At 35.8% G+C, this 21,975-nt stretch carries 26 protein-coding genes; 21 read left to right on the top strand and 5 right to left on the bottom strand.

Annotated elements, in window-relative coordinates; all coding sequences use genetic code 11:
- Nucleotides 1-63 precede the first annotated feature (63 nt).
- Complete coding sequence (locus ACFSUL_RS19610) at nt 64-375, bottom strand: hypothetical protein (protein ID WP_377937706.1); 312 nt, start codon at nt 373-375, stop codon at nt 64-66.
- 114 nt (nt 376-489) lie between these two features.
- Between ACFSUL_RS19610 and ACFSUL_RS19605 the strand changes: the two genes are divergently transcribed.
- Nucleotides 490-765, top strand: a complete 276-nt coding sequence (locus ACFSUL_RS19605; RefSeq protein ID WP_377937704.1) for a YlbG family protein — start codon at nt 490-492, stop codon at nt 763-765.
- Between the two features lie 211 nt (nt 766-976).
- Here the strand turns inward: ACFSUL_RS19605 and ACFSUL_RS19600 are convergent, their stop codons facing one another.
- Nucleotides 977-1,366 carry a DUF7147 family protein gene (locus ACFSUL_RS19600; RefSeq protein WP_377937702.1) on the bottom strand — a complete coding sequence of 130 codons (390 nt, stop codon included), beginning with the start codon at nt 1,364-1,366 and terminating at the stop codon, nt 977-979.
- A gap of 168 nt (nt 1,367-1,534) precedes the next feature.
- Between ACFSUL_RS19600 and ACFSUL_RS19595 the strand changes: the two genes are divergently transcribed.
- From ACFSUL_RS19595 to coaD, 5 genes are all read left to right on the top strand, one after another.
- The gene (locus ACFSUL_RS19595; protein ID WP_377937700.1) at nt 1,535-1,849 is read left to right on the top strand and encodes a hypothetical protein; all 315 of its coding nucleotides are present in this window, start codon (nt 1,535-1,537) and stop codon (nt 1,847-1,849) included.
- A 269-nt stretch (nt 1,850-2,118) separates the two neighbouring features.
- Nucleotides 2,119-3,534 carry a hypothetical protein gene (locus ACFSUL_RS19590; RefSeq protein WP_377937698.1) on the top strand — a complete coding sequence of 472 codons (1,416 nt, stop codon included), beginning with the start codon at nt 2,119-2,121 and terminating at the stop codon, nt 3,532-3,534.
- A 131-nt stretch (nt 3,535-3,665) separates the two neighbouring features.
- Nucleotides 3,666-3,788, top strand: coding sequence for a hypothetical protein (locus ACFSUL_RS19585; RefSeq protein ID WP_377937696.1), 123 nt, complete (start codon nt 3,666-3,668; stop codon nt 3,786-3,788).
- Between the two features lie 79 nt (nt 3,789-3,867).
- Nucleotides 3,868-4,428 (top strand): 16S rRNA (guanine(966)-N(2))-methyltransferase RsmD, encoded by a 561-nt coding sequence (gene rsmD, locus ACFSUL_RS19580; protein ID WP_377937694.1) that lies wholly within the window; start codon nt 3,868-3,870, stop codon nt 4,426-4,428.
- 46 nt (nt 4,429-4,474) lie between these two features.
- Nucleotides 4,475-4,957: a pantetheine-phosphate adenylyltransferase gene (coaD, locus tag ACFSUL_RS19575; RefSeq protein WP_377937692.1), complete on the top strand. Its 483-nt coding sequence runs from the start codon at nt 4,475-4,477 to the stop codon at nt 4,955-4,957.
- Nucleotides 4,958-5,038: 81 nt separating this feature from the next.
- Here coaD and ylbJ read toward each other — a convergent pair whose 3' ends face one another.
- A complete protein-coding gene (gene ylbJ, locus ACFSUL_RS19570) occupies nt 5,039-6,262 on the bottom strand; it encodes a sporulation integral membrane protein YlbJ (RefSeq protein WP_377937690.1) in 1,224 nt (407 codons plus the stop codon).
- Nucleotides 6,263-6,545: 283 nt separating this feature from the next.
- Here ylbJ and ACFSUL_RS19565 point away from each other — a divergent pair, with 283 nt between their 5' ends.
- A complete protein-coding gene (locus ACFSUL_RS19565) occupies nt 6,546-7,325 on the top strand; it encodes a patatin-like phospholipase family protein (protein ID WP_071412932.1) in 780 nt (259 codons plus the stop codon).
- A 4-nt stretch (nt 7,326-7,329) separates the two neighbouring features.
- Nucleotides 7,330-8,376 carry a SepM family pheromone-processing serine protease gene (locus tag ACFSUL_RS19560; protein WP_377937687.1) on the top strand — a complete coding sequence of 349 codons (1,047 nt, stop codon included), beginning with the start codon at nt 7,330-7,332 and terminating at the stop codon, nt 8,374-8,376.
- A 145-nt stretch (nt 8,377-8,521) separates the two neighbouring features.
- Here ACFSUL_RS19560 and ACFSUL_RS19555 read toward each other — a convergent pair whose 3' ends face one another.
- The gene (locus tag ACFSUL_RS19555; RefSeq protein ID WP_377937685.1) at nt 8,522-9,739 is read right to left on the bottom strand and encodes a nucleotidyltransferase; all 1,218 of its coding nucleotides are present in this window, start codon (nt 9,737-9,739) and stop codon (nt 8,522-8,524) included.
- 264 nt (nt 9,740-10,003) lie between these two features.
- Here ACFSUL_RS19555 and ACFSUL_RS19550 point away from each other — a divergent pair, with 264 nt between their 5' ends.
- The 4 genes from ACFSUL_RS19550 (at nt 10,004) to ACFSUL_RS19535 (ending at nt 12,650) form a co-directional block, all read left to right on the top strand.
- Nucleotides 10,004-10,546 carry a YceD family protein gene (locus tag ACFSUL_RS19550; RefSeq protein WP_377937683.1) on the top strand — a complete coding sequence of 181 codons (543 nt, stop codon included), beginning with the start codon at nt 10,004-10,006 and terminating at the stop codon, nt 10,544-10,546.
- Nucleotides 10,547-10,608: 62 nt separating this feature from the next.
- Nucleotides 10,609-10,782: a 50S ribosomal protein L32 gene (gene rpmF, locus ACFSUL_RS19545; RefSeq protein ID WP_071412928.1), complete on the top strand. Its 174-nt coding sequence runs from the start codon at nt 10,609-10,611 to the stop codon at nt 10,780-10,782.
- Nucleotides 10,783-11,065: 283 nt separating this feature from the next.
- The gene (locus ACFSUL_RS19540) at nt 11,066-11,821 is read left to right on the top strand and encodes an enoyl-CoA hydratase/isomerase family protein (protein WP_377937680.1); all 756 of its coding nucleotides are present in this window, start codon (nt 11,066-11,068) and stop codon (nt 11,819-11,821) included.
- A 199-nt stretch (nt 11,822-12,020) separates the two neighbouring features.
- A complete protein-coding gene (locus ACFSUL_RS19535; protein ID WP_377937678.1) occupies nt 12,021-12,650 on the top strand; it encodes an RsfA family transcriptional regulator in 630 nt (209 codons plus the stop codon).
- Nucleotides 12,651-12,718: 68 nt separating this feature from the next.
- Here ACFSUL_RS19535 and ACFSUL_RS19530 read toward each other — a convergent pair whose 3' ends face one another.
- On the bottom strand, nt 12,719-13,195 hold the full coding sequence (locus tag ACFSUL_RS19530) for an N-acetyltransferase (protein ID WP_377937676.1): 477 nt from the start codon (nt 13,193-13,195) through the stop codon (nt 12,719-12,721).
- Nucleotides 13,196-13,487: 292 nt separating this feature from the next.
- Here ACFSUL_RS19530 and ACFSUL_RS19525 point away from each other — a divergent pair, with 292 nt between their 5' ends.
- The 9 genes from ACFSUL_RS19525 to ftsL all read left to right on the top strand — a co-directional run bounded on the left by ACFSUL_RS19525 (nt 13,488) and on the right by ftsL (nt 21,974).
- Nucleotides 13,488-14,837, top strand: coding sequence for an acetyl-CoA carboxylase biotin carboxylase subunit (locus ACFSUL_RS19525; protein ID WP_377937674.1), 1,350 nt, complete (start codon nt 13,488-13,490; stop codon nt 14,835-14,837).
- Nucleotides 14,838-14,865: 28 nt separating this feature from the next.
- Nucleotides 14,866-15,093: an acetyl-CoA carboxylase biotin carboxyl carrier protein subunit gene (locus ACFSUL_RS19520; protein ID WP_377937672.1), complete on the top strand. Its 228-nt coding sequence runs from the start codon at nt 14,866-14,868 to the stop codon at nt 15,091-15,093.
- Nucleotides 15,093-16,634, top strand: coding sequence for an acyl-CoA carboxylase subunit beta (locus tag ACFSUL_RS19515; protein ID WP_377937670.1), 1,542 nt, complete (start codon nt 15,093-15,095; stop codon nt 16,632-16,634). The genes ACFSUL_RS19520 and ACFSUL_RS19515 overlap by 1 nt, the downstream gene beginning before the upstream one ends.
- Before the next feature lie 129 nt (nt 16,635-16,763).
- Nucleotides 16,764-17,672, top strand: a complete 909-nt coding sequence (locus tag ACFSUL_RS19510) for a 2-dehydropantoate 2-reductase (protein ID WP_377937668.1) — start codon at nt 16,764-16,766, stop codon at nt 17,670-17,672.
- 33 nt (nt 17,673-17,705) lie between these two features.
- Nucleotides 17,706-18,092: a DUF3397 domain-containing protein gene (locus ACFSUL_RS19505; protein ID WP_377937666.1), complete on the top strand. Its 387-nt coding sequence runs from the start codon at nt 17,706-17,708 to the stop codon at nt 18,090-18,092.
- Between the two features lie 207 nt (nt 18,093-18,299).
- Nucleotides 18,300-19,919 carry a bacillithiol biosynthesis cysteine-adding enzyme BshC gene (bshC, locus tag ACFSUL_RS19500; protein ID WP_377937664.1) on the top strand — a complete coding sequence of 540 codons (1,620 nt, stop codon included), beginning with the start codon at nt 18,300-18,302 and terminating at the stop codon, nt 19,917-19,919.
- Between the two features lie 254 nt (nt 19,920-20,173).
- Complete coding sequence (mraZ, locus tag ACFSUL_RS19495; RefSeq protein ID WP_377937661.1) at nt 20,174-20,605, top strand: division/cell wall cluster transcriptional repressor MraZ; 432 nt, start codon at nt 20,174-20,176, stop codon at nt 20,603-20,605.
- Between the two features lie 39 nt (nt 20,606-20,644).
- Nucleotides 20,645-21,583 (top strand): 16S rRNA (cytosine(1402)-N(4))-methyltransferase RsmH, encoded by a 939-nt coding sequence (rsmH, locus tag ACFSUL_RS19490; protein WP_377937659.1) that lies wholly within the window; start codon nt 20,645-20,647, stop codon nt 21,581-21,583.
- Nucleotides 21,584-21,608: 25 nt separating this feature from the next.
- Nucleotides 21,609-21,974 (top strand): cell division protein FtsL, encoded by a 366-nt coding sequence (gene ftsL, locus ACFSUL_RS19485; RefSeq protein ID WP_071412916.1) that lies wholly within the window; start codon nt 21,609-21,611, stop codon nt 21,972-21,974.
- Nucleotide 21,975: the final 1 nt, after the last annotated feature.

Genomic DNA, 21,975 nt, shown 5'->3' with positions numbered 1-21,975 from the left:
CTTATAAAAGGCCACCAAGCAAAAGCGCGGTAGCCTATGTTACCCCAACATTTGACGTAGAACCTATTTTAATCGAACACAGTCGACGCATAGGTTTCCACAACAGAACATTTTTTCTTGTGGTACGAAAAAACGGTGTCGGTAAACATATAAATGTTGTTCTTGTCTTACAAAAACAGTGTTAGAATGTAATCTCTTTCCTCTCATTGCCTGAGCAGATGCCTTTTTCACTTCTTCCTCCAATACATCCTTTTCCAATATTGACGTTATATATATAAAGGGTATACCCGTAATTTTTTTAAATTCTACGGAATTTATCGCGTCTTTCCCCCTTAATGTTTGAAGAAAATGATTCCATATATAGAGTAAATCCATGTGTTTCTTCCTTTCTTTTAAAAGATTATAGAACATCCTCTCTTTAACGTTGTTGCCTATCTATTAAAATTTGTGCTAGACTTAAAAAAAATGTAGGAATTAAGGGGAAACGATATGTTGCAGAAAAGACAAGGTATAGTCGTTTGGTTACACAGCCTTAAACATGCAAAATCATTAAGGCGATTTGGTAATGTGCTTTATGTATCAAAGAAACTGAAGTATGTTGTATTATATTGTAACAAGGAAGAGGTTGATTCTACTTTAGAAAGAATTTCGGCTTATTCGTATGTGAAAAAAGCAGAACCATCGTATAAACCATTCGTAAAAACCGAATTTGAAAATTCACGACCTGATAAGGCAAAAGAATATGATTATAAAATGGGTTTTTAACGGCTAATGTGTAATCTCTTTTAGTTGTTGGAGCTATCTATAAAAAAGGCTGTACTCGGAAGAAGAACAAAGTTGTTTTCTTCACGAGGCAGCCTTTTTATCTATATTAATAGAGAAAAAATTCCCATCTTAAGGTTTAGTAAAATGGAGATGAGACATCTCAGTTTTTCACTAAAAAAAGGGAAAAGCAGGTTCACTGCTTAAATGTTTATTATTGAAGAGGTGGAATATAATGATTTAACCGTAGAATTGCAATTAGATGTTGATAATATAATTCTTTCTCGGGAAAGATGATGGAAGGTTTAACGTCTAATGAAATAATTGACTTATCTAATTGTTTAGCAGTTTCTTCAAATAAATTCCATCTTTGATTAGGAAGAACAGTAGGGTTAGGTATCCCTTCACGACAAATATAAATTGCTTGAAATTTCCCATTATTAGTTGGTTTTAATACAAGCGCTAGAGACAATAATGGCTTATCCTTAATTATTGTCTGAAAAGCCATTAGGTGAGAGATGCGATGACTATTTGCGTTTGCTAGCTCTATTAATTCATAAATATCGGAATAACCTTCTCCAAGTTCAATAAAACGTTGAATCATTACTTTTAATCTCCTTTTTACTATCTTAGCTCGCGATAGTGAAATCAACATCTCACTACGCTGTCTTCTGCATTTAAGTTATCTAAAAAACATCTTAATCAATTCCTTATTATTTCAAACATATGATTATAAGTAAAGAAGATTTCCTAATGAGAAAGGATGAATTGGATGGTTTGGGTATTGTTTGGAATAGTTACGTTTTTAGTGATCGCTTATTTCAAAAAAGGGAAGCAATCAGACTTTACACTTCCAACTAAAGAAGTGGATCAATTCATTGTTACGGCAATACTTTCCACACTTTGTGCACATGGAATTCTTACGTTAACACAAAAGGAAGAGCTAGAGTCTTTAAGCCTAGATGAGATTGGGGGAATTCTTACAGAAGAAGGACATTTACAACCAGACGACTGGGAGTGGTTTGTTAGCGATCATATAGAAACAGGGAATATGTATTATGTTCACCACGACCTTGATTTGGGATAAACGAACAGAAGTAAGAAGAATTATATTGACAGGCAATATGATTCTATTTGTGTAAAAAGCCCCGATCTGGAATTATTTTTTATAAAAGTTTCATCAAGTAACATCCAAATATTCCTTGAAATTTGGTATCTTTAAAGTATCGGTGGACTTAGTTGCAATAGTCAGCTCTTCGAGGCCATTTGTGTAAAAACAGCTGAGGTCAAAGGTGACTTCTTCTTTTTCCTAACTAAGCCGCCTCTACATTTCAGTACATCTTAAGGGGAATTTTGATGAAACGCATATTTTTTAGTCTGTTTTTTGCGTGTGTTCTTGGGATAGCAGGGCTTCTTTTTTTTCAGTGGAAGGGATATACATCTTCGAATCAAGCGGAGAAGTATATTCGTTCTGATCAACAATTTTCTATCTTGCATAAAGGAAGCACGTTTTATTTCGAAGGAACGATCACTTTATCATCTGTTAGTCAAGGAAAATACCATATAAGTTGGCCGCATGAGGCTAAAGATTTTTCATGCAAGGACGTAAATGATGAGAATTGTTTAACAAAGGAAAATGGATCATTTCATATACTGGCTCCAAAAGGGACTACAAGTCCATACACTATTACACTTTCTTATACGATAGATAAATCAGCAGGTACTAATAGTTTATTATTAAGCAATTGGTACCCAATAATCCAAGCTGTTACAGTAGAATCCACAAGTATTCAGTTAACTGAACAGTCCATACTTGATGGAACATGGATTTCTGGGTTCCAGTCTTCTTACAATAAAAAAATGGAATTTGTTGATTACTATGTGTTTAAAGGTAACGATGGTCCTGTCGATCTATTATGGACAAGAGAGTCATTACAAAAGAAAGTTTATCCGCACTTTTCTGTTTATTCCAAAGAAGAATATAATAGTTTTGATAAGTTAGAGATTGCAAAAGAATTAACAAATAACCAATATGTGACTATTATCTGTTCGAAATCCACACCTTCGTTTGTTTCTAAACGCCTAATAATCATTAATGATTGTGGATCAAATATTGAGAAAACTCAGCAGTTATTAAACGAAGGTTTAATAGGACAATCGTTTTTATTACCTGTGGGGCAAAAGGGATTAATGGAAACAATGACAAGTATTGTTTTAGAGCGCCCCGTGGGAGGAGAGAAGTCCCAGTTTATGTACAAGGAACTAGTAGAAGGCTTAACTTCTGAGCAATTTACCGTTTTCCAAGGTTATTTGAGAAATCCAACTATGAATGTTTTAAACGTATCAGAATTAGATGAAATAATAAGAGATATCACGGGCTACAAGACAACCTTTTTTACAGATAACATGAAAGGGGAGAAACTTTACCCCTTACTGCTAAAGGATTCAAAAGAACTTATTGTTAATAATGAGGAAATACAAGGTCTTTCTATACTTATATATAAACAGAAACAACTTGTTCCATTTGCTCTAACACTAGAATCACTTGGATTACCTTTAGAAAAAATAACAAGTGATGCTTATCTTGTTTTAAAAGATGGAAATACGTATCGCTTTTACAGTGATCAAGACTACTTTATTTATAACGAAGAGCACTTTGGTTCATACGATAAACCGCTACAAAAAATTGAAAATAAATTATATATTGATTTGAAGTGGGTGAAAAGGCTTTTTGAAGTAGAAGTGGAGGAGAGTGAAATAAGGTCAATATAGTCAAAAGTCTGTAAACTTATGTAGTAATATTGCTTGATAAACAAAAAGCCCTGCAGAAAAATCTGCAGGGTCCTTCTATATCCTTTTACGGACAGAAGGTAAAGGGAGAGGAGAAACCGGAGGAAGAACTTATGGGGAAACGTAAGTCTTCTCCGCGGTTGGCAACAACATCAGATACGATGTTGTTAATCTTATTATCACCAAGCAAAGCATTTTTATACATAAAAAGTGGAATTTACCTTAATAAAGTGTGATTGTCTTCTGTGTAGCGAAGAGCATGGAAATATGGTAGGATAAGTAGGAAATATTGACAAGTTGGTGGTTATTGTATATATGAGAGTAATTTCAGGTAATTTAAAAGGTCATCCGTTAAAAGCTGTGCCTGGTAGCGGAACAAGACCAACAACAGATAAGGTAAAAGAGTCTATTTTTAATATTATTGGTCCTTATTTTGATGGTGGTAGAGGACTTGATTTATTTGCGGGTAGCGGAGGACTTGGAATAGAAGCAATCAGCCGGGGATTGGACAGTGTTGTTTTTGTTGACCGCGATGGAAAAGCTATTCATACCATAAAAATGAATTTGAAAGCATGTCGGCTGGAGAAACAAAGCGAAGTTTATCGAAATGATGCAAATCGAGCTTTAAAGGCACTTGCGAAAAGAGAGTTGCGATTTGATTATATTTTTCTAGATCCGCCATATAAACAGCAACAATTAGAAAAAATATTGGAATTTATTGATGCCCATAACCTTTTGAATGAAAGCGGTTCCGTTATGTGTGAGCATGGTTCCGAAGTGGTATTGCCTGCAAGTGTTGGAAGATTTGTGAAGAAAAGAGAAGAAAACTATGGAATTATCGGAATTACGATTTTTCAGGTTGTAGATGAGAAATAATACATAAAGAAATATAAAATGGTGTAAGAAAAGAGGGGGATTTTTAGTGGCAAGTATTGCGGTGTGTCCTGGAAGTTTTGATCCAATTACATATGGGCATTTAGATATTATAACTAGGGGTGCAAAAGTCTTTGACAAAATACATGTTGTTGTCTTAAATAACTCATCGAAAAATCCGTTATTTTCTGTAGGGGAAAGAATGGATTTAATAAAGGAAGTAACAAAAGATATTCCAAATGTTAGTGTGGATTCTTTCCAAGGTCTGCTTATTGAATATTGTCGAAGTATTAATGCGAATGCGATAATTAGAGGTTTGCGGGCTGTTTCGGACTTTGAATACGAAATGCAAGGAACCTCTATGAACAGGATACTTGATGAAAATATAGAAACGTTTTTTATGATGACTAATAATCAATACTCATTTTTAAGTTCAAGTATTGTAAAAGAAGTGTCCAAATACGGTGGAGATATCTCTGAGTTAGTGCCAGCAACAGTTGAACAAGCATTGAGTATTAAGTATCAAAAGTAAAGGTTGTTCATTTTTGGGTTCTGGTAAGGTAAAATATCAATCTAAATAGGAGGTTGCTTAAGCAACCTCCTATTGGTGTAGTTATTTTTGCGGTTTGAAATGGGTTCTTGCATAAATACATATATAAATCACTAATGCAATGATTGTAATAAGAGGACCGAATGTTTTAAGCCATAGTAAGATGTTGGTATAGACTTGTTCACCTTGAGATTGAAAAACAGGTACGGAGTTGGAGGGTTGATTTTCTGCAAAACGTTTATAAATGGGGGTCCATAAGATAAATGTAAAAATAGCAGAGCAAAACCCTTGTATAATTCTTGCGAAAAAAAATGGTTTGAACCGTATATCTGTCTGTGCAAGAATACTTGCCACTTGTGCCTGTATACTAAAACCAGTAAACCCTAAAATGAAGCTTGTTACAATAGCTTGTTGAAGAAGTGTTGCCTCGTCAATGCTACTTGTCATTTGAGAGCCAATTGTTATCTCAAACATTCCAGAAATAAAGGGTAAACTTAACTGTTCAGGAAAAGATATCATTTGGAACATAGCAGAAATGCCTTTTGCTATAATGGGCGTAACTTGAAGGTGGTATAGCATTTTATTAATAACAGAGAAAATGATGATGAAACCGCCAATCATCAACAAAGTATGTATAGAAGAAGTGACAGCATCACCTAATAACTTTCCGATAGGACGCTTTTCTTTTAATCTTGTTTGATGAAGAACAGAAAATGCTCCTTTTATTCCTTTTCTTTCTCTTCCTTTTTCTTTTACCTCTTCTTTCTCTTCAGCAGTTCCGTAAAACCTCATTATAAGTCCAACACATATATTACTTAGGTAATGTGAAACAGCAAGTAGTATACCTAGCCTAGCATTATCAAAAAAACCTACAGAAACCGCAGCGAATATAAATAGCGGATTAGACGCGTTTGTAAATGACACCAATCTTTCGGCTTCTATTCGTGTCAGTTGTTTCTCTTCACGTAATCGTGCAGTATATTTTGCACCTGCAGGAAATCCGGATGCCATTCCCATTGCCCAAACGAAACCACCCACACCAGGCACGCGAAATAGGGGTCTCATAAGAGGTTCTAACAGGACGCCAATGAATCTTACTACACCAAATCCAATCAGGATTTCTGTAATGATAAAAAAAGGAAGTAGTGAAGGGAAAACAACTTCCCACCACATATTTACTCCACGAATGGACGCATTAAAGCTTTCTTGCGGCATAATGATTAGGGATACAGCTAAAATCGTCGTAATTCCTGCAAGCAAAATCGTTTTTATCTTTGAACGTAACAATATGTTTTCCTCCCCTATTTGCCACATACCAAAATTGCTGTGTAATCAAAAAGAATGATAAAATAAGATTAACCCAACTTGTCCCTATATTAATCAATATACTCATACAGTCTAAAAATAGACCATAAGATAAAATGAAAGAACTTAAAAAAGTAAGGTGGAAGCGGCTCGAAGACGACAAGCCTTTTTGGCAAAACAGAAGAGGGTTGCCCTTTACTCACAGCTGTTTGTTCGAAAAATATCTCGAGCTGCTAGAACTAGACACACAAGGAGGTGAGGGCACTTGAGTACACCAAAAATTGGATTGGCCCTCGGTTCTGGTGGTGCAAGAGGATTTGCTCATTTAGGAGTATTAAAAGCTTTTGAAGAGGAGCGAATACCGATTGATATGATGGCCGGTAGTAGTATGGGAGCGTTAGTGGCTTGTTTATACGGTGTTGGACATAATATGGATGATTTATTAAAAATATCTACTAGATTTAGAAGAAAGTATTATTTAGATTTTACTGTTCCTAAAATGGGTTTCATTGCAGGAAAGCGGATTAAAGAATTTATTCAGCTCTTTACTCATAATAAAAATATTGAAGATCTTAATTTCCCTGTTTCTGTAGTTGCAACAGACATAACAAATGGAGAAAAAGTTTTGTTTACGAAAGGTCCTATTTCGGATGCAGTTCGAGCAAGTATAAGTATTCCAGGAATCTTTGTACCAGAAAAAATAGATGGAAGATTGCTGGTCGATGGCGGTGTTATAGATAGGGTCCCTGTATCTGTTGTAAAAGAAATGGGCGCAGATATTGTTATTGGTGTGGACGTTTCCCATGTAAAAAGAAATGCCGAAATTTCAACAATTTATGATGTGATTATGCAAAGTATTGATATACTTCAGCTTGAAATTATAGAACATCGAGAAATTGCTTCTGATTTTATGATTCGTCCTCACGTAGAAATGTACAGCACTCGTGCTTTTACTAATATTGAGGAGATTATTAACATAGGAGAGGAAGAAGCGAAGAAGGTCATTCCTTCTATTAAGAAAGCGATTGAAGACTGGAAGGAGTAATCTTATGAAACGAAAAACATTTATACGTACACTACTCATTATGACAATAATTATGGTAGCAACATCATTTTATTATCTCCCTTTTTATGTTACAAAGCCTGGTGGTGCTCATGAACTGGATCCAATTGTAGACGTGGAGGAAGGATACGAAGATAGTGGAGAACTGATGCTGACAACAGTCAGAATGGGGAAAGCAAATATTTATGCTTATCTTATAGCAAGTATTAGAAAGTATGAATACATTTTTCCAGAAGAAGAAATAAGAAGTCCTCATGAAAGTGATAAAGAATATAATCTACGACAACTCAATTTAATGGAAAATTCACAGCAACATGCTATTGAGGTTGCCTTTAAAAAAGCAAACAAACCTTTTCATTACAATTATAAAGGCGTATACGTATTAAACATATATCCTTCGATGCCTGCTGAAAAGGTTCTTGAACCTGGTGATAGAATTATTGCAGTAGATGGGATGAATTTTGACTCATCACAAGAATTTATTGATTATGTCGGAGAAAAACAAGCCGATGATAGTGTAGAGATAACGTTTGTTCGGGAAGATAAAGAGTATAAGAAAACAATACAACTTAAAGCTTTTCCTGATGCGGAAAATAAAATAGGACTAGGAATCGGCTTGACTGATGATAAAGAAATTGTAACAGATCCTGTTGTTAAACTAAATACGGAAGATATCGGTGGTCCTTCGGCTGGGCTAATGTTTAGTCTTGAAATTTACAATCAGTTAATAAAAGAAGATATTACAAAAGGTTATCATATTGCTGGAACAGGTACAATTTCAGAAGATGGAGCCGTAGGCAGAATCGGTGGAATTGAGCAGAAAGTAATTGCAGCTGATAACGAGGGGGCGGAAATATTTCTTGCACCAGATGACGAAATTACAGAAGAAGAGAAGAAACGTCATCCAAATTTTGAATCTAACTACGAAGCCGCAAAAAAGACAGCAGAAGACATTGGGACAGATATGAAGATTATCCCAATAAAGACATTTGATGATGCATTGAACTATTTAAATACATTAAAGCGCAAATAAAAAAAGAGGCTGCCTCCAATGATTGACATCTTCCGTTTAGCTAGTGTACGAGTACTTACTTAAGTGCTGTATACTGAGTAGGGAGTTATTATTGGGCAGCCTTACATTTTTATCCTTTATACCACTCATTAATTGAAGTTTTACTTTATTCTAGTATAATAGGTGGCTGTTTCCACTCTTGTTTAAGCAGGTCTTCTCTTGATTTTGGATTTTGAAGACCGAGTGCATAAATTTCTGCTGCTTTCATATCTAAATATTTTTGCTCCTCTCCAATGGAAGACCAATTACTTATTAGGGGAATGGGAAGCTGTTTTTTTATCCTATTTAAATATTCCCGCCCTGAGCCAGTCATTCCCAATAACCGAATATAATTTGGATATTCTTGTAGCTTCAGCATATCTTCCTTTTTTGTGTTTGTTAATATATGAAGGGCCATCCTTTGAAGACGTGTCCACGTGTAACGCTTTGTCTTTACCTTATTCATAAATTCATTAAAAGACTTCGCTTCTTTCACACAAGCTTTGATGCGATACTCTATTCCTTCTTCTATTTCATAAATAGAACGTAACTCGTGTATAGTCGAGGAAATTACTTTGTATTGAAATAAGGACCAGTATGTTTCCCACGCATGGAATTGCCCAAATCTCCTCCTATACTGTTCAAGAATATCTATAGATGTCTTTGGTACTAATTCTCGTGTTTGACTCAAATCCATTTTATTATCAAAAACGTTTTTTCTAATACTTGTAGCACTTGCAATCGTTTCGGAAGAAAATTGTGGATCATGGTATTGTGCCGATTTACGTGAAATAGTAAAAGGTGTTATCGAGGATTTTAATTTATGTTTAGCTTCTATGTAATGGTATCCTAAAATGTTATTTGGCTGAGAGAGGTCCACTGCCTCCATTTTTTTATCTAGTGTTTTAAATGCGTTAGCAAGGGCTGACGGATAACTCATTCCATCTTTGATAAAACTTTGTATCATAGCATTATATTGTTGCTTATTTTCTTCTATCATTTCAATTGTGTGAGTAAATGATGTAATATTTCCCCCTTCACTTCCAAAACAAAAGCTGTCACAGCCTAGTGCGTCTAGAATAGCAATCGATCCAAAAGCAAATGTTTCTGCATGTTGTGTTGCGAATGGGTATGGAAGTTCTACAACAATATCTATCCCAGCTTTTAATGCCATTTCTGCTCTTGCCCACTTGGAAACAATGGCAGGTTCCCCTCTTTGGAGAAAGTAGCCACTCATCACAGCTACGATGATATCCGCCTTAGTAGACTTTTTCGTTTCTATTAGATGGTGTAGATGTCCATTATGAAATGGGTTGTATTCAACAACAACGCCGGCTGCATTCATTATTACTTCACGTCCTTTAAAAATCTATTTTTGTCTTCCTACATACGGGTTTACCTTTGCTTTTAAACGTTAGAAAAGTCATATAAGTTTCCTATTATGATAACATTAAAAGAAAAGTACGAGTTAGTAACAAAAAATTTGAAACACCTTATAATAAAACGTTATAATTACAACACTATACTTGTAAAGAGTGTAAAGAAAAAATATTGACAAAAGATATTATGAAAGCTATAATTACTTTTGTTGCCTAGAGAGGTGATAGTATTGAAATGGTCAATAATTCAATTATCTAAGTTTCGTGACAAGGGTTTAACGTTAAATGAAACCGTTGATATGAGTGAGTTAAAAGAGGTGGACCCAGAGATTCGTGATGTTTCACCTATAAAGGTAAGCGGGAAAGCTGATATTAATTCAGATAGAGTAACTTTCCATCTTCACATTGAAGGGAATCTTGTGTTACCATGCTCACGTACCCTTGTAGATGTAGACTTGCCTATCGATATTATGACAAAAGAAACCTTTCTTCTCAAATCTACAGACTTTGGAGAGATGGATGAAGATGAGGTTCATACAGTACAAGGTGACGTAATTGATTTAAAACCTGTAATTAGAGAATTACTATTGCTTGAGATTCCAATGCAAGTAATTAGTGATGAAGCGAGAGAACAAGATAAGCTGCCTTCTGGTAAGAACTGGGAAGTTATTACAGAGGAACAAGCTCAAAAAGTCGAAGAAGAGGAAGAAAAGAAAGTTGATCCTCGACTCGCTGAACTATCTAAACTTCTTGATCAAAACAAGAATTCCTAAAGCGAAGTACCAGTTCGTTCTGGCTTCATAATTTGATGACTCTCTTTAAGGAGGTGGAAAGAATGGCAGTACCTTTCAGAAGAACTTCTAAAACAGCAAAAAGACAACGCCGTACACATTTCAAATTGCATGTACCAGGTATGGTAGAATGCCCAAATTGTGGTGAAATGAAACTTGCACACCGTGTGTGTAAAGAATGCGGTACTTATAAAGGTAAAGAAGTAGTAAGTAAATAATTGTTTTACTACTTGAAAAAAGCACGAAGAGACCATGGCTCTTCGTGCTTTTTTTCGTCTTAGAAAGGATTTTATATATTCGCATATGGATAACTACATCATTAGAACGGTCTACATCTAACCCCTCAATACTAATTTTCAAATTTGTTTAAAATAGAGAATTTCCATTTAAGGGGGAGAACTATAAAGGTTGCTTTAGATAGAAGCGATGGCTAGAGCTTTTCCTTTTCGCATTTTTTTAAAAGGTTTAAAATAATACATAACGATAAAGGGGGAGATTTGTATGGGAGACTATATCATTAAGAAGGAACACGGCTTACTACAATTTATTATTAACAGACCGTCTAAGAGAAATGCGGTTAATTACGAGGTAATGGACGGTCTAGAAAAAGCATTAGAGGAATGTGAAAAAAATGAAGATATTAAGCTTCTAGTTATTACCGGTACAGGAGAAAAGGCATTTTGTTCTGGAGGCGATTTATCTCTTTTTCGTCATTTAAAGACAGAAGACGAAAGCTACGCAATGTTAAGTAAAATGGGGAGAATAGTTACTAGACTTGCCCTATTATCAAAACCTACAATCGCTGTTATTAACGGAATTGCAATTGGTGGAGGGTGTGAACTAGCAACAGCTTGTGACTTTAGAATAAGTAAAAAAGAAGCGAAAATGGGTTTTGTTCAAGGAAATTTAGCAATTACGACAGGGTGGGGTGGGAGCACATTACTTTTAGAAAAAATGTCAGCTTCTAAAGCGCTTTCTTTACTTATGTCCGCTCGTATACATACTGCCCAAATAATGTATGATGTTGGTTTTATAGAAGAATTACTAGATGATACTAGACCAATATTAGAGGTACCATTTATTCAGTCTCTCCTTAATAAGTCTACAGGAGTGTTGACCGCCTATAAAAGTCACTTCCTTTCAAAATTAGATAGGACAAAGATTGAAAGAAGTATAGAAAATGAAATTGTTCAGTGCTCGAAACTATGGGCACTTGATGAGCACCATCAGGCAGTTCAACGATTTTTAGAAAAATAACTCTCAGGGATTAGTTACCGTATTTTTATTTTTTAGTTGTACGACTTCCTTGTTTTCTTAAAGCCTTAAGCTCGGAGTCTTTTTGTCTGTTAATACAGAAAAAACTTTTTCAAAATAGCCAAAAATACTATGAAATGAATTCTATCTACTCTAGCATGCGCATATGTATGGATTAAATAACCATACTGGAGGGATGGAAATGACTTCAAATAGACAGGATGCTTGGAGCCGAGATGAAGATGTTTTGTTAGCTGAAGTAGTATTGAGACATATAAGAGAAGGTGGTACACAACTTCAAGCTTTCGAAGAAGTTGGAAGAAAGTTGTCTAGAACTTCTGCAGCATGTGGTTTCCGCTGGAATTCATTTGTGCGTAAACAATATAAATCGGGAATTGAATTAGCGAAGAAACAAAGAAAAGAAAGTAAAAAACTATCTTCTTCCGTAAAGGAACTCCCTGATCAATCAAAAGGTTCCGCTTTTCCATCAGAACCAGAACAATCTGAAGAATATAATTCGGTAGATGTTTTTTCGATGGGAAGCATGATTCAGTTTTTACGAAAAGCAGAGCAAGCTGTTCAAAATGAAGAGGCGTTTAAAGTGGAAAACGTACGATTAAAAGAAGAAATTGTTCAACTTCAATCGAAAATAAACAGTTTAGAAAAAGAGAAAGAAATGTCTACGAAAAAGCTCCAGCTTCTAGAAGATGATCATCAATCGTTGTTAGCGATTTTTGAGAAGGCAAGAAAAATGGCCCTCCTACAAGGAAATGAGGATAAAGTAAAATTTCAGATGGATAAAAACGGAAATTTACAGAGAGTAAAGAAATAAAAAAATAGCTAGAAACAAAGAGTTGACAATACTCTTGTTTTCTAGCTATTTGTACTTTAAGCAACAAACTAACTAATTTTTTGCTCGCCTACTCCTTCTGGGTACCATACAAGAGGATTTTCTCCTAAATCTCTTTCCATTTCATAGGTAACTGTATTAAAGCCCATTTTCTCCCAAAACCCTTGTGATTTAACTCTTGGGTTAGTTTTTATTGGAAGTTTATAGTTTTTAGCAAATTCTACAAGCATTTTGCCATATCCTTTGTTTCGGTAATTTGGTAAGACTTCCAACTTCCATAATTCCAAATAATTTTGTGGTGGAGCGAAGTACTGATCAAATCGCGCATCCCGCTGATAAAGGCTCATTCTTGCCACCAAAGTATTTCCAAAATAGATACCGTAGAAAGGAGAATTACTGTCATTTTCGATGATGTTTGCTTGTAAATCTTCTAGCATGGATAGCTCTTGAATTCCATACTCCTTAAATTTTTTGAATTCTTCAAGTGTCTTATAATTGATTTTTAATCTTTCTACTTTTAATGCCAATGGAAAAACCTCCTTCATTGTGACTGACCATTTTAGTATTGAGTCATGATAAAACGATAAAGTATCCTTGATTAAAATGTAATCGTATACAAAATAAAATAATTATTTGTTTGTTTAATAATATTATATAACAAAATGACGAAAAATTCTGCACCTATTTTAGAAAACGTTTACAAAGCGAGGAGGAATTCGACTTTTTTTGTAGAAATGGTAATATGCGATGTCAAAATGACATGCACTAGTTGATTTTTAGCTACATAGGGGTAAACAAGCTAGGGAAAGGGGATAAATCGTGAAAAAAATATTAATTGCGAATAGGGGAGAAATTGCTTCACGGATAATAAAAACGTGCAAACAATTAGACATTAAAACAGTCGCAATTTATTCTGATGCAGATCAAGGCATGCCTTATGTCAAACAGGCTGACTGTGCCTATCGAATAGGGGAGCCTCCTGTAAACCGTTCTTATCTAATGGTGAATCATATAATTGAAGTTGCTAAAAAGGAAAACGTTGATGCGATTCATCCGGGTTATGGGTTATTATCGGAAAATAGTGAGTTTGCAAGGAAAACAATTGAAAATGGAATGGCATTTATCGGTCCTTCTTCAGAAGTGATTGAGAAAATGGGTGATAAAGTTGAGGCGCGCCGAACGATGAAGGAAGCGGGTGTCCCGGTTGTGCCCGGTACTGAAGTAGGTGTAGGTACGATAGAAGAAGCAAAGCAAGCTGCAAGTGATATAGGGTATCCGGTAATGTTAAAAGCGAGTGGGGGCGGTGGTGGAATAGGTATGATCCGCTGTGAAAGTGAACAAGCGCTCGTTCAAAGTTATGAGTCTACTAAAAATCGTGCAAAGGCCTATTTTGGAAATGAAGAGGTTTTTATTGAGAAATGTATAGAAAACGCTCGTCATATCGAAGTGCAAATTTTTGCCGATCAACATGGGAATGTTGTGCATCTCTTTGAAAGGAATTGTTCTGTCCAGCGTCGCAATCAGAAAGTAGTGGAAGAATCTCTCTCACCACACCTTTCTGGTAAAACAAAAGATGCAATGTATAAAGCTGCAATCCAAGCGGCCAAGGCGGTTAACTATACGAATGCAGGAACAGTAGAATTTATCGTGGACAACAATGAGAACTTCTACTTTCTTGAAATGAACACGAGGCTTCAAGTAGAGCACCCTGTTACCGAGACGATTACGGGATTGGATCTTGTGAAATGGCAAATTCTTGTTGCGGACGGAAAGCAGCTTCCTTTATCCAAACAAAGTGAAATTATTTCAAAAGGACATGCAATCGAATTTAGGGTATACGCAGAGGATCCGAAAACATTCTATCCGTCTCCCGGGAAAATAACAAGTTTGAATTGGGGTGATTCAAGCTCAGTTCGGATTGATTCTGGGTATGAGGAAGGAAATGAAGTAACTCCGTTTTATGATCCAATGATAGCTAAATGTATTGTCTATGGGGAGACTCGTGACGAATCAATAAAAAATGCTAAAAATTTTTTCGAAGAGTTAACGATTGAAGGGCTTAAAACAAATATTCCTGTTTTAAAACAAATAGTAGAGGAGCAGGAGTTTACAGAAGGTACGTACTCAACGAAATGGCTTCAGGATGTTTTAACAGCTAAAAGTAATTAAAATATTGATAATGTAGGAGGAATAGAAAATGAAAGAAATTACAGCATCAATGGCAGGAACTGTATTAAATGTACTTGTGGAGCAAGGAAGTGATATCCAAGAAGGTCAAACAGTACTTATGTTGGAGTCTATGAAAATGGAAATTCCTATTGAAGTGGAAACGGCTGGGAAAGTTTTAGAAATTAAAGTGAGTACAGGCGACTTTGTAAATGAAGGTGATGTGCTGCTAACACTTGAATCTGGAGGGAATGCTTAATGGCGGCATCTAATGTTAAAAATGATGTTCTAGAAGAAGTCAGGGAGAAGATTACTTCAGGGGGCCAACCGAAATATCATGAAAAGTTGAAAGGGCAAAATAAATTGTTTGTGCGAGACCGCTTAAAGCTTCTATTTGATAACGGTGAGTACCAAGAGGATGGGATGTTTGCGAATTGTAAAGCGGACGACTTACCTGCAGACGGTGTTGTAACGGCTGTCGGGAAAGTTGGAGGGAAAACAATTTGTGTGATGGCCAATGATTCTACTGTTAAGGCAGGGTCTTGGGGGGCAAGGACGGTAGAGAAAATTGTCCGTATTCAAGAAACGGCTCTTAAGTTAAAAGTTCCTATTTTTTATTTGGTTGACTCAGCAGGGGCAAGAATTACAGATCAACTTGATATGTTTCCAAATCGACGTGGTGCAGGGAGAATATTTCATAATCAAGTGAAGCTCTCGGGTATGGTTCCGCAAGTATGTTTGTTGTTTGGACCATCCGCAGCAGGTGGTGCGTACATCCCAGCTTTCTGTGATATCGTCATAATGGTAGAAGGGAATGCCTCCATGTATTTAGGATCCCCGCGTATGGCTGAAAAAGTTATCGGGGAGAAAGTGACCTTAGAAGAGATGGGTGGAGCGCGCATGCATTGCTCAACTAGCGGCTGCGGTGATGTGCTTGTCTCAAATGAAGAGGAAGCTATTCGGACGGCTCAGAACTACATTAGCTATTTTCCGGCAAACTTCAAGGAGAAGCCGCTTGTAAAAGAAGGCTTAGCTCCTAAAACAGAAAAATTATTAAAAGATATTATTCCTGAAAATCAAAATGCACCGTTTGACATGTATGAATGCATTGATGCCCTCATAGATGAGGACAGTTTCTTCGAGATGAAAAAGTTATTTGCTCAAGAGATGATTACTGGATTTGCAAGAATTGATGGAAGACCAGTTGGAATCATCGCTAATCAACCAAAAGTAAAAGGTGGAGTGTTATTTGTAGATTCTGCTGATAAAGCAGCTAAATTTATTCAACTATGTGATGCTTTCCATATCCCGTTGCTCTTTCTTGCTGATGTTCCTGGATTTATGATAGGAACGAAAGTGGAGAAAGCAGGTATTATTCGTCATGGAGCTAAGCTAATAGCGGCTATGAGTTCTGCAACCGTTACAAAAATTTCTGTTATTGTGCGTAAAGCATACGGAGCAGGTCTTTACGCTATGGCAGGACCGGCATTTGAACCGGATGCTTGTATTGCTCTTCCTACTGCTCAAATTGCCGTAATGGGTCCAGAAGCTGCTGTGAATGCCGTATATTCCAATAAAATCCAGGCGATCCAAGACCCGAAAGAGCGTATAGCATATGTTCAAGAAAAACAGAAGGAATATAAAGAGCATATTGATATTTATAAATTAGCTTCAGAGCTTATTGTTGATGAAATTGTCGGTCCAAATGAACTACGGTCGGTTTTAATTGAGCGTTATAAGATGTATGAAACAAAAGATATTGTCTTTAGCGAGAGAAAACACCCAGTCTATCCTGTGTGATAATAAAATGTGTGGGCGGACCTGATAAGTAATCAGGTCCGCCCACATGTATTACCGACGATACAAAAGTTTCCCTACTAGTGAAATTTTGTTAGTATATAGATAATATGAAGGACAAAAGGAGCATTTATGAAAATAGGAATTATTGGTGGCGGAGCGATTGGTCTCCTTTTTGCAAGTTACTTAGGGAGAAATCACAATGTAGTATGCCAAACAAAAACAGCAGAACAAGCTAATCTTCTTAAGGAACGACCAATAGAGCTCATTGTAAAAAAGGATTGCGTAAAAACAGAAGTAGAAGGTTGTCAAGATTTAAGTAAAGCGCGTAACGTGGACCTCGTTATAGTTGCTGTAAAGCAATACCACTTAAACTCTATTAAAAATACCCTTCTACAAATCAGCCAAAATACCCCTTTACTATTCCTTCAAAACGGTCTAGCTCATTTGACTTTTATTGAAGCTTTGCCTCATCGCCATATTTTCGTAGGGACTGTTGAACACGGAGCGGTAAAATCAGGTAACATCTCGGTTAGTCATAACGGAATTGGATCGACAAGCGTAGCAGTAGTTAAAGGTAATGAACAAAAACTTGATTATTTGTTTAAAGATTCTATTCCTTTGTTTCCATTTCGCTTAGAAGTAGAGTATAAAACAATGATATTAAAAAAATTATTTGTAAATGTCCTAATAAATCCTCTTACCGCAATTACAAACGTGAAAAATGGAAGAATCATAGAGAATCCATTTTTTCAAGAAGTTCAGATTCAATTATTTGAAGAACTAATGTATTTGTTCCCAGAAATGAATGGAAAGATTGAGATAGACGATGTAAAAAGTGTGTGTCAAAACACTTCTGATAACTATTCATCAATGTTTAAAGATTTCGAGGCTGAGCGGACTAGTGAACTTGAAACAATAGTAGGAGTACTGATTTCAAAAGCACAAAAGGAAGATAAAAGAATCCCTTCCATACATTTACTTTATCAGTTATTGAAAGGAAAGGAATGGGAGTATCTGGGGTTAAATGGTGAATTGTAGAAAATAGAATACGTTTATAGAGGAAGGGATAGAGTGGCAGCATTCATTTCAACAATTGTCTCAATGTTTGTTATTATTCCATTTTTAGGTTACTTTTTAACATTTATTATGGCTAAAGAACTATTAAAGAACCACCGAAAAGCAGTTCATGTTGCTACTGATATCACAACGTTCCTTCTTATATTATCTGTTCATTTTATCATAATCTCCATCTGGGAAAAATCGTTTCTTTGGGTTATTCTAATTAGTATTTTTATGGTAGGAATTATATTTACAATGGTATATTGGAAGGAGAAAGGTGAGGTTCATTTTAAAAAGGTTTTTAAAGGTTTTTGGAGAGTGAACTTTTTATTGTTTTCCACTGCCTACATATCACTTTTGGTTGTTGGATTGATACTGAGATTTGTTAAGATTATATAGTCAGATAAGATAGGCAAGATTTTTCCTTTTCCGATTGTAGAATGATATACTGAGCGTTAGGGTGAGATAGGTGAGATAGAGAAGTCCCTTGATACCTGTAGTAGTTATACAATCAAATAATAATCGAACGGGTATTCTTCGCATATAATAAAGATGAACTACACTGCCGATTAAAGCGAGATAAAGTTAGAAAAGGAGTTATAATCTATGGTACTGGAAAGTTTACGTATTCCAGCAACAAATCGTTTTGCTTCATTATACTTACAACAAGAAGAGCCTGTTACTTCTTTTTTTCATTACAATCTAAACGCTAACAACGTCTATTCAAAAAGACTTGAATATATTAAAGAGAGAGACTTTGCGCGACAAGGTTTGGTTGATTGCATTACTGCTTATATGGAAAATTTACCATCGTCCACAGAAGTTCGTACATCTTTAGAACGATTGAAAAAGGATGCAGTTGTGGTAATAGGAGGACAACAGGCAGGCCTGCTAACAGGACCTTTATATACAATACATAAAGTAATTTCGATTATAAAATTTGCTGAAGAAAAAGAAAAAGAACTCAACCATCCTGTTGTTCCTGTCTTTTGGATAGCTGGTGAAGATCATGATTTTGAAGAGATAAATCATGTGTTTCTTCAAAAAAACGGAAAAATGGTTAAAAAAGGATATCCAGAACGGGTTTTAGAAAAGAAAATGGCTTCACATATACATCTTTCGAAAGATGTTATGAAAGATTGGACAGAAGAAATATTAAAAGAATTTGGGGAAACTTCTTTTACAACAAAGATACAACAGATGCTAATAACAGCGAGTAACAGCACGGAAACCATTGTAGAGTTTTTTGCGTACCTCACGATGGAGTTGTTTAAAGAATATGGATTATTAGTGATTGATTCCGCGTTCCCACCATTAAGGAAGCTAGAGACAACATTCTTTCATGAACTTCTCAATCGCAATAAAGAACTAACGGAATCTGTTCTGGAGCAGCAAAAAATTGTTAAAGGGAATGGATTTTCCTCTATGCTAGATGTTTCCGAAAATGCAGCCAATTTATTTCTACAATGGGAAAATGAACGCTTATTACTTGAAACGGACGGCGATTATTTCAAAGATAAGGCTGGGAAAGTAATGTTTACAAGACAAGAACTTCTATCCTTATTAGAAAAGGAGCCTGAAAAGTTTAGTAATAATGTTGTCACTCGTCCGTTAATGCAGGAGTGGCTATTCCCATCTATAGCATTTATTGCAGGTCCTGGTGAAATAGCGTATTGGGGAGAGCTCAAACAGGCATTCGAGCTAGTAGGTTTGGAAATGCCGCCTGTTGTACCAAGACTTAATATTACAATAATAGAAAGAGAAGCAGCAAAAAGGATGGAACAATATAATGTTACGCCTTTAAAGGTTATGACAGAAGGGATGGAAAGTAGTCGTCAGTCTTTTTGGGATTCTATTCAAGATCCTGGTTTCGAACAGGAATTAAACGATGCAAAACAATACCTTGAAAATAAATATAAAAATATTATGGAGAAAGCTTTAATAATAGATAAAAGCTTAGAGCCGATTGTCGAAAAAAACGTGCAGTTCCATTTAAAGCAATTTGATTTTCTCTTGAATAAATCAGAAAAAGCATTAAAGCAGCGGCATGATATTGTTTTTAGGCAATTGAATTTTTTGGAATCAAGCTTAAGGCCAAATGGAGGACCTCAGGAAAGGACATGGAACATCTTATATTTTCTGAACAAATATGATATTTCGTTTATTAACGAACTAACAGATCAACCCTATGTATTTGATGGAATGCATAAGCTCCTATATGTTTAAAGCGTTCCCTGTTAAGAAATAGAATGGGAAAAATGTTTTCAATAATACCCTTTTCGAGATGGAATGACCTTATTCGTTAAAAGCTAACGAATAAGGTCATTTTTCTTACTATAAAGGAATTTTTTTGTCAATAGAAAATTGTGTGAAACTTCAAAAAAGGGCAGGAGAAAATTAGCATGGGGAGAATTATAATTTTAAGTGGAGAAAAGTGGGGGGATGTGGTACATTTGTGATAGAAAGTGGGGAAAGTGGATATGTTCATGGGTGAATATCAACATAACATTGATAATAAAGGCCGTTTGATCATTCCGGTGAAGTTTCGTGATAACCTCGGTAAAACCTTTATTATTACTCGTGGACTTGATAAATGTCTATTCGGCTACCCAATGGACGAGTGGAATGCTTTAGAAGAAAAGCTTAAAGCTTTGCCCCTAACAAAAAAAGATGCCCGTGCATTTACAAGGTTTTTTTTCTCTGGTGCAACGGAAAGTGAGCTAGATAAGACGGGGCGGGTTAACATCCCCTCATCCCTTGTAAGCTATGCTGGGCTGGATAAAGAATGTGTTATTCTAGGAGTTTCCAATCGAATTGAGATTTGGAATAAATCAGTATGGGAAGACTATTTCACACAATCAGAAGATTCTTTTGCCGAAATTGCAGAGAATATGATTGGATTCGATATATAGAATAACGGCAAAACATTCAACTTAGAAAGGTGAATCACCATGTTTGAACATACAACAGTACTATTAAAAGAAACAGTAGATGGACTTGCATTGAAAGAAGATGGAATATATGTAGATTGTACGCTCGGTGGTGCTGGACATAGTGAATATTTAGTACAGCAATTATCTGAGAAAGGACATCTTTATTGTTTTGACCAAGATGAAACAGCGCTTCTTCATGCAAAAGAGAAACTTAAGCATTATCAAAACCAAATAACATTTGTTCAATCTAACTTCCGTTACATAAAAGAAGAGCTTGCTAACTTAGGTGTCAATAGTGTAGATGGTATTTTATATGATTTAGGTGTATCATCCCCACAATTGGATACACCAGAAAGAGGTTTCAGTTATCATCACGATGCTCCTTTAGATATGAGAATGGATTTAGATGGTGACACTAGTGCATTCGATGTCGTGAATTATTGGAAGTATGAGGAGTTAGTGAGAATTTTTTACCGTTACGGTGAAGAAAAATTCTCGAAGCAGATTGCACGAAAAATTGAATCGGCAAGGGAAAACCACCCGATTGAAACAACAGGGGAATTAGTAGAATTAATAAAAGAGGGAATACCTGCACCTGCAAGAAGAAAAGGTGGACACCCTGCTAAGAGAGTATTCCAAGCGATTAGGATTGCTGTTAACGATGAGTTAGGGGCTTTTGAAGACTCGCTCGAAAAGTCAATCAGCATTTTAAAGCCAGGTGGTAGAATTAGCGTAATTACCTTCCATTCTTTAGAGGATCGAATATGCAAAACGACTTTTAAAGAAAAAGCATCTGGACCTGAGTTACCACCGGGACTTCCAATTATTCCAGAAGGCTATGAGCCGGAATTAAAACTTATCACGAGAAAGCCAATTTTACCTAGTGAAGAGGAACTTGCTCAAAATAATCGAGCGCGTTCCGCTAAATTGAGAATTGCAGAAAAAAACAAAAGATAAAAAATATGTAGGGAGGGAGTAAACCTTGAGTAATTTAGCTAAAAAGTATGAGCAAAGAGTAGAACAGACAACTGAGCAAGTAATGCAGCCGAAAACGAAGCCGTTAAGAGAAGATAAACGTTCGGTCATAACGCCAGGGGAAAAGTTTTTAGTCGCAATCTTTGCGATTGTATTTTGTATTTTCGCTGTAAAGATTGTTGCTACTGAATCAGCTGTTTATGATATGAATAAAGAAATACAACATATGGAAACAACTATTCAGAAGCAAGAAAAAACGAATAATGATTTGGCATTAGAAGTCAGCGAGTTAAGTACATACGAGAGAATTTTGGAAAGAGCAAAAGAATTAGGGCTTAATTTAAAAGAACAAAATGTTAAGGTAGTGGAATAGC

Source organism: Bacillus seohaeanensis (assembly GCF_042684945.1).
Taxonomy (GTDB): Bacteria; Bacillota; Bacilli; order Bacillales; family Bacillaceae_B; genus Rossellomorea; species Rossellomorea seohaeanensis.
This window is presented reverse-complemented; position numbering and strand designations above follow the sequence as displayed.